Source organism: Faecalicatena fissicatena (assembly GCF_016900595.1).
Lineage (GTDB): Bacteria > Bacillota > Clostridia > Lachnospirales > Lachnospiraceae > Claveliimonas > Claveliimonas intestinigallinarum.
In genome coordinates, this window is sequence record NZ_JACLYY010000012.1 from 97,115 (window position 1) to 104,025 (window position 6,911).

Below are 6,911 nucleotides of genomic sequence, written 5' to 3' on the forward strand. Positions count from 1 at the left end.
TTCTTGTTACACGTATATTATAACACCTATGATAGATAACACAAGAGTTTTTTTCAATTTTTTTACGGGCAGCATCTGCCGCAGGGTTCATATCCCTCATCAAGGAGCTGCTGCCTGTCCCCGGTATACTCCTCTTTATTCTTTTCCTTGATATCCTCCACGCTGGCGCAGCCCGGGTCGTGGAATTTGCGGGTATTCCTGTTGAGGATGTAGGTTCGCTCCTGGCCGTCGTCCGCCCCCTGTGCCTGGCTGGCATCGGCCTGGCCGCTTTGCGCCTGGCTGCCGTCCTGCGCCTCCCGGCTGTCCCCCTGGGCGTAGTCGATCTCTATGCCGGGCTGCACATTGTAGACGTACACGTTAAAGGAGACGCCCTGGCCGTCGTCCTCCACGGACTCGGCCTCCATCCACACACCGGAGACTACCAGATTGTCCCCCTCGAACACAGGAGTCACCCGGTACAGGACATGGTTCCCTGTCTCCTCCACATAGTCGGCCACTTCGTCCTCAAAGGGAAGCATGCCCTCTGTGTTCATATATCGGGTGCCTGTGATCAGATTTTTCTCATTGGCGTTCTCCGCGGTAAGCTGGTAGCCGATGAGATGACACCGGTTGTAGAGGTAGCCTCCGTCCACCCCGTCATACTCCACGGACTGCCACCCGGTAGGCTTCACCTCGCTGATGCTCTCCCGCTCCCCGTCAGGCATGGTCTCCTGTCCCACACAGGCCTGGGCCTCCTGACATCTGCCCAGCTCGTCCAGGTCACTGTAGGACTCGTAGGGCTCCTCCGTCATCTCCTCCTCCGCAAAGTCCGGCTGGCCGTTCTCCACCTCCACGTAGGGGTCGCCGCTGTACTCCGGTATATCCCCGAGAGCGATCTCCTCCTCCGTGACAGAGACCGTGCCGGCAGACGAGACGGGAGCGGTGGGGGTCCCGGGCAAGCCAGCTTCCGGTATGCTCTGGCAGGAAGAAAGGAGAAGAACCGCCAGCGCAAGAACATATGCGCCGGCCGTTCTTCTCCTGTATTTCCATATTCCGCGGTTCTGTCCTTCTCTCCTATTCGAATGTTCTGTCAAACCGCCTGTTCAGCTCCTTTCCGGTCTGTATCGTCTCATCCAGGCTGTAGATCATATCCACAGCGATCTTTACCGCTCCGTCAAACCGTCGCAGCAGCTCCTGGCTGCTCCTTCTGCACCGCAGGTTATCCCTGTGCTGGTTCATCAGTCCCTTCATGTAGGGGTACTTCCCAGTCAGCTTCATCACTGTGTTGATGGTGTCGTGCTTCAGTCTTCCCGGCGCGGTGAAAATTCTCTTCACCAGTCGCATATCTCTGAGGGCCGTGAGGGCCGTCTCCTCTGTGATGTCATCGTAGAAGGGGCAGATGGCCTCCGCCGTGGTCTCGTCCGCCGGCACCAGATCTGCCAGAGGATAGGCAAAGGGATCCTTCCCGTCCATCCGCAGGAGCAGCTTCTCAAACTCCTCCTCGATCTCCAGGTGCTGTACGCCGCTCTTCTTTATATAGGCCTCCACAAAGGGATGGCACTCGCTGTCCAGGATAAAATGGCACACAAAGCCCAGAAGATAGGCATACTCCTTACTTGTTCGCCCTTTCTCCCTGACTACAGCCGCCCCGTGTCGGAAAAAGGGATAGGCAGATATCTCATGGAGATGATTTCCATATTTGGAGACCTTATTTGGATGCCAGGGCCGGTAAAAGAAAAAGAGATCCGGTCCCTGCAGCCCGATCCGGAACTGCCGGCTGTGCTTTTTGATCGTCTGTTTTATCTCTCCGTCCAGTCTGGAATACACCTTTCTCCCAAACCGGTCATGTGCGTAAAATGCGGGCATGATGATATCTCCAATCTTTTCTGATCTATTTTTGCGGCTCTGTGTTTGTCTGTTGTTCACTTTACCGCCGCATGACCTCATTATAATCCGTTTTTTGACAGATAACAAGAGTATAAAAGCTCCAAAACCCGTATGAGGGATTTTGGAGCCTGCTGTTTTTTCATCCTGTTTTTTAATACAGACACTTCACCGTGGGATAGATGGTGCGGAACTTCTGGTACTTCTCCTCGTACTTTTTCACCAGCTCCTCCTCCGGCTCAACAGTGTCCACGACCTTCACGATCTTCTCCGCGATGGTCTTCACATCCGGGTACTCGCCGCAGCCCACAGCCGCCAGCATGGCGCCGCCCAGGGCCGGGCCCTCCTCGCTCTCGATCACATCCACCTTCAGATTCATGACATTGGCAATGATCTTCTTCCAGAGAGGGCTCTTGGCTCCTCCGCCGCAGATCTTCGTCCGCTCGATCTGGATGCCCAGACTTCTGGCCACCTCCAGGGAGTCCCGAAGGCCAAAGGCGACACCCTCCAGCACAGCCTGGGTCATATCCTCTCTTGTGGTGTCCATGGACATGCCGATGAACATGGCTCTCGCGTCCGGATTATTGTGAGGAGAGCGCTCTCCCATAAGGTAGGGAAGGAAGAACACATTGTTCTCTCCCAGCTTCTGGATCTCCTCCTGCTCCTTTCCGAAATCCTTTGTCTTTAAAATATCCTCCATCCACCACTTATTGCAGGAGGCAGCGCTGAGCATACATCCCATCAGGTGGTAGTTTCCGTCCGCATGGGCAAAGGAGTGGAGGGCATTGTTCTCATCCACGCCGAAATTCTCGCTGGAGATAAAGATCGTTCCGGATGTGCCCAGGGAAATGTTGCACATGCCGTCTCCTACTGTGCCGGTTCCCACAGCGGCAGCCGCATTGTCCCCGGCGCCCGCGATCACTTTTACGTCGGCTGAAAGTCCCAGCGCTTCCGCTACGTCTTCCTTTAAAGTTCCTACTACTTCGTAGCTCTCATAAAGCTTTGGAAGCATCTCCTCTGTAATGCCGCATATCTCCATCATCTCTTTGGACCAGCAGCGGTTCTTCACATCCATCAGCAGCATGCCTGAGGCGTCTGATACATCTGTGCAAAAGGAGCCGGACAGCCTGTAGGCCAGATAATCCTTGGGCAGCATGATCTTTACAATCTTCGCAAAATTCTCCGGCTCGTGCTTTTTCATCCAGAGGATCTTGGGGGCTGTAAATCCCGCGAAGGCGATGTTGGCTGTGTACTGGGAAAGCTTGTCCTTGCCGATCACATTGTTGAGGTAGTCGGTCTCCTCCCCGGTGCGGCCGTCATTCCAGAGAATGGCCGGCCGGATCACCTGATCATCCTTGTCAAGGGCCACCAGGCCGTGCATCTGCCCGCCAAAGCTGATGCCCGCCACCTTTGACCTGTCAAATCCTTCTGTCAGTTCTCGAATCCCCTCCATGGACTTTTCAAACCAGTCCTCCGGGTTCTGCTCAGACCAGCCCGGATGAGGGAAGAACAAAGGGTACTCCTTTGACACAATATTTTTGATATCTCCTGTCTCGTCCATCAGAAGGAGCTTCACCGCTGATGTGCCGAGATCCACGCCAATATATAACATATGTACCTCCTGAAACAGAGGGCGGGGTTATGCTGTCACCCCGCCCTGTTGTATTGTCAATATAGCTGCTCTTTTACTTATCTCCAGGGATTTTCTGTCGGATATCTCACGCCCGCCGGCTGGTTGTATCCGATCTCGTCCACCGGAACGCCTATGTATTTGAACACTTCATACAGCGCTTTTCCGTGATGTCCGAAAGCGACTGCCCCGTGATGCGGGAAGCCTCCCTCGATCAGCACATGGCGGTAGAAGCGTCCCATCTCCGGAATAGCGAACACGCCGATTGCTCCGAAGGATCTGGATGCCACCGGAAGCACCTCGCCCTGCGCGATGTACGCACGGAGGATGTTGTCTGATGTGCTCTGCAGGCGGAAGAATGTGATATCGCCTGGAACGATGTCTCCCTCCAGAGTTCCCTGTGTCACTTCCTCAGGCAGCGTTCTTGCCATGATCTTCTGGTACTTCATCTCGCAGAAGGACAGCTTTGAGGAGGCTGTGTTTCCGCAGTGGAAGCCCATGAACACATCCTGAAGTGTGTAGTTGTATTTGCCCTTGATATCCTCGTTGTACATATCCTTGGGCACGCTGTTGTTGATGTCAAGCAGGGTGACAGTATCGTTGCTCACAACGGTTCCGATGAACTCGCTGAGAGCTCCGTAAATATCCACCTCGCAGGACACCGGAATGCCCTGGGCTGTCAGGCGGCTGTTTACATAGCAGGGCACAAAGCCGAACTGTGTCTGGAATGCAGGCCAGCATTTTCCGGCGATTGCCACATATTTTCTGTAGCCTCTGTGCTCCTCCACCCAGTCTTTTAAAGTCAGCTCATACTGAGCCAGCTTGGACAGGATCTCCGGCTTCTTGTTTCCGGCTCCCAGCTCCTCTTCCATCTCCTTGACAATGGCGGGAATTCTCTCATCCCCTGCGTGCTTATTGAAAGCCTCGAACAGGTCGAGCTCTGAGTTCTCCTCGATCTCCACGCCGATGTTGTAGAGCTGCTTGATAGGTGCGTTGCAGGCGAGGAAGTTCAGCGGACGGGGTCCGAAGGAGATGATCTTTAAGTTGTTCAGTCCCACAATTGCTTTTGCGATCGGAACAAACTCGTGGATCATGTCCGCGCAGTCCTCAGCGTCGCCTACCGGATACTCCGGAATGTAGGCTCCTACGTTGCGCAGCTTCAGGTTATAGCTTGCGTTGAGCATACCGCAGTATGCGTCTCCTCTTCCGTCCAGAAGGTCATTTCCTGACTCCTCCGCAGCGGCGATGAACATCTTCGGTCCGTCAAAGTGCTTTGCAAGCAGTGTCTCGGAGATCTCCGGTCCGAAGTTTCCAAGGTATACGCACAGAGCATTGCAGCCTGCCTTCTTGATATCCTCAAGAGCCTGCACCATGTGGATCTCACTCTCCACGATGCAGATAGGACATTCATAGATCTCCTCTGAGCCGTACTTCTCTGTGTAGGCTTTCATTAGGTTCTGTCTTCTCGTCACAGACAGACTCTCCGGGAAACAGTCACGGCTTACAGCCACAACTCCGATTTTTACTTCTGGCATGTTGTTCATAGTGTTTCATTCCTCCTTTAAATTTTATCAAACATTCTACAGTGTGATGTTCTCTCCTTTTAATCCGTTAAACGCGCCCTCGATCTTTGCTTCCTCGTGGGCGATAAGCCACTTATTCTTTGCGGTGATGAGCCTGTCCTCCCCGTCTTTTCCCACAGGGAAGGTCAGGTCCGTGTTGGTGTCCTTAGGCAGCACGACTACCACGCGGAAGCCTTCCTTGTCCCCCACTGTACAGGGAGCGTAGTGAAGCGTTGTGGCATACACCTCTATGGCTGTCCCGGCAGGAACAAGAAATGCCTCCACCTTCGATGTATCGTAGGTGTAATCCGGCTCCACATCCTGCTGCTTTCCGATCAGCAGGATAGCATCCGTCACTGCCACATTGATCTCTGACGAGCGGTGATACTCCAATGCGTTGAGCTTTTTATTGTTTCCATTGCAGTATCCGATCTCGATCGGCAGACCGCCAAACCCACGGTTTTTCAGTTCCTCCGCCACCGGAAGGGTCTCCAGCTCCTCCACAGAGGGCACATAGATGACATCGTCAGCGGGCAGGGGCGTGTGCTCCATCTCCTTTAACAGGCGGCCGAAATCATAGCCTTCCAGCACCTTGCCGTATGCCCTGAAGGACGCATCCGTCACTTTCTGGATCTGCATGTCCATCTCCTCCTTCTTTTATTCACTAAAGTCAGTATATCAACATTTTTTATTGAATACCACCAATTTTTTGTGCTCTTTATGGCAAATTCTTGTCTTTTTGCACTCTTCTCTCTGCTATATCACTGGACCGTCTGCACGGAGCAGTTCCTCCTTGGCCTTTTTCAGGTCGCTTTCCAAATTGTTAATCTGAACGAGTAGCCGAACTTTACCGCTTGCCGTCAGGCCTGCTTCGTCAAGTTTCTTTGTTAGGCTTAGATGATCTTCGGCAACCATTTTTAGACTTGCATAGGTCTTTTGTTCAAGCGTCTCCTCCATACTTTCCACCTTGCTTTTTAAATTCGCTATTTCGCTGAACACAGGAGCAAATTTTTCATCCAGCAGCTTTGACATCTCCTTTTTTAAAACATCTCTTTCCACTATTGTTCCTCCTTATGGTATCTGTTTATGGTGATATTGATATTACCATAAACAATTTTTTTCGTCCATAAATATTAAGCATTTTTATAGTTTCTATCTTTAGTGATATTCAAAGAATTCGTCTTATTTCCCTTATATACTGCCCTATGCTTATCTCCATTTTCTCTAATATATCATATATAGACAAAGCTTGTACTGCATTAACATATTCCTTTACATTTAGTGGAACTACCCTAAATACATAATAATTTTCTAATTCATATGTTTCCACTTCTAAACTTAATTCTAAGTCTTGGTATAATCCTTTTAGATAATCATTTTTAATATCTTGAAAAAGCTCTTCATCAACGTAATCTAACATGGTTCCGTATAAAGTTTTAAAATCTGTATTGGAACAATATCTTCCGTTATAATCATTTAAACAAATTTGTATTTGCAAAAGTGTAACCTGCTTCCCCAAATGAAGAATATGACAGATAACTTTCTCTTCATTGTCATACAGTTCCTTAGATAATCGCGGTAATATATCTTCAATAATACTTAAACACAAATCTTGGCAAGCTCTTTTCTTAATAGTATCAAACGACATTGGGTCTACAGGGAAAAAAATCTCAATTATATTTTCCAATTGTCTTATCACAGCACATCTATCCAGCTTAAAATACACATCACACTTAGGTAAATATGGGGAATTTATTTTTACAGAATACATTTCTTCAATCAACTGTTTAATTCCACATTCATCAATTTTTCCTATAACAATCATTCTTTTATAAGCCTGTCTCTTATACACATCT

At 50.3% G+C, this 6,911-nt stretch carries 7 protein-coding genes; all 7 read right to left on the minus strand.

Features of this window, described 5'->3' with window-relative positions:
• Positions 1–62: 62 nt before the first annotated feature.
• Positions 63–1,031, minus strand: coding sequence for a DNA/RNA non-specific endonuclease (locus H7U36_RS12135; protein WP_408610363.1), 969 nt, complete (start codon positions 1,029–1,031; stop codon positions 63–65).
• A gap of 22 nt (positions 1,032–1,053) precedes the next feature.
• Positions 1,054–1,845: a zinc dependent phospholipase C family protein gene (locus tag H7U36_RS12140; RefSeq protein WP_052083731.1), complete on the minus strand. Its 792-nt coding sequence runs from the start codon at positions 1,843–1,845 to the stop codon at positions 1,054–1,056.
• A gap of 172 nt (positions 1,846–2,017) precedes the next feature.
• Complete coding sequence (gene xylB / locus H7U36_RS12145) at positions 2,018–3,475, minus strand: xylulokinase (RefSeq protein ID WP_205156242.1); 1,458 nt, start codon at positions 3,473–3,475, stop codon at positions 2,018–2,020.
• Between the two features lie 77 nt (positions 3,476–3,552).
• The gene (locus H7U36_RS12150; protein ID WP_033124271.1) at positions 3,553–5,037 is read right to left on the minus strand and encodes an L-fucose/L-arabinose isomerase family protein; all 1,485 of its coding nucleotides are present in this window, start codon (positions 5,035–5,037) and stop codon (positions 3,553–3,555) included.
• A gap of 36 nt (positions 5,038–5,073) precedes the next feature.
• Complete coding sequence (locus H7U36_RS12155; RefSeq protein ID WP_033124272.1) at positions 5,074–5,694, minus strand: DUF4867 family protein; 621 nt, start codon at positions 5,692–5,694, stop codon at positions 5,074–5,076.
• 117 nt (positions 5,695–5,811) lie between these two features.
• On the minus strand, positions 5,812–6,114 hold the full coding sequence (locus tag H7U36_RS12160; RefSeq protein WP_205156243.1) for a hypothetical protein: 303 nt from the start codon (positions 6,112–6,114) through the stop codon (positions 5,812–5,814).
• A 109-nt stretch (positions 6,115–6,223) separates the two neighbouring features.
• A partial coding sequence (locus tag H7U36_RS12165; RefSeq protein ID WP_205156244.1) for a hypothetical protein occupies positions 6,224–6,911 on the minus strand: 688 nt, incomplete at its 5' end.

Coding starts and splice junctions, on each gene's coding strand:
- H7U36_RS12140 (WP_052083731.1), bottom strand. CDS start 1,845: ATGCCCGCATTTTACGCACATGACCGGTTTGGGAGAAAGGTGTATTCC.
- xylB (WP_205156242.1), bottom strand. CDS start 3,475: ATGTTATATATTGGCGTGGATCTCGGCACATCAGCGGTGAAGCTCCTT.
- H7U36_RS12150 (WP_033124271.1), bottom strand. CDS start 5,037: ATGAACAACATGCCAGAAGTAAAAATCGGAGTTGTGGCTGTAAGCCGT.
- H7U36_RS12155 (WP_033124272.1), bottom strand. CDS start 5,694: ATGCAGATCCAGAAAGTGACGGATGCGTCCTTCAGGGCATACGGCAAG.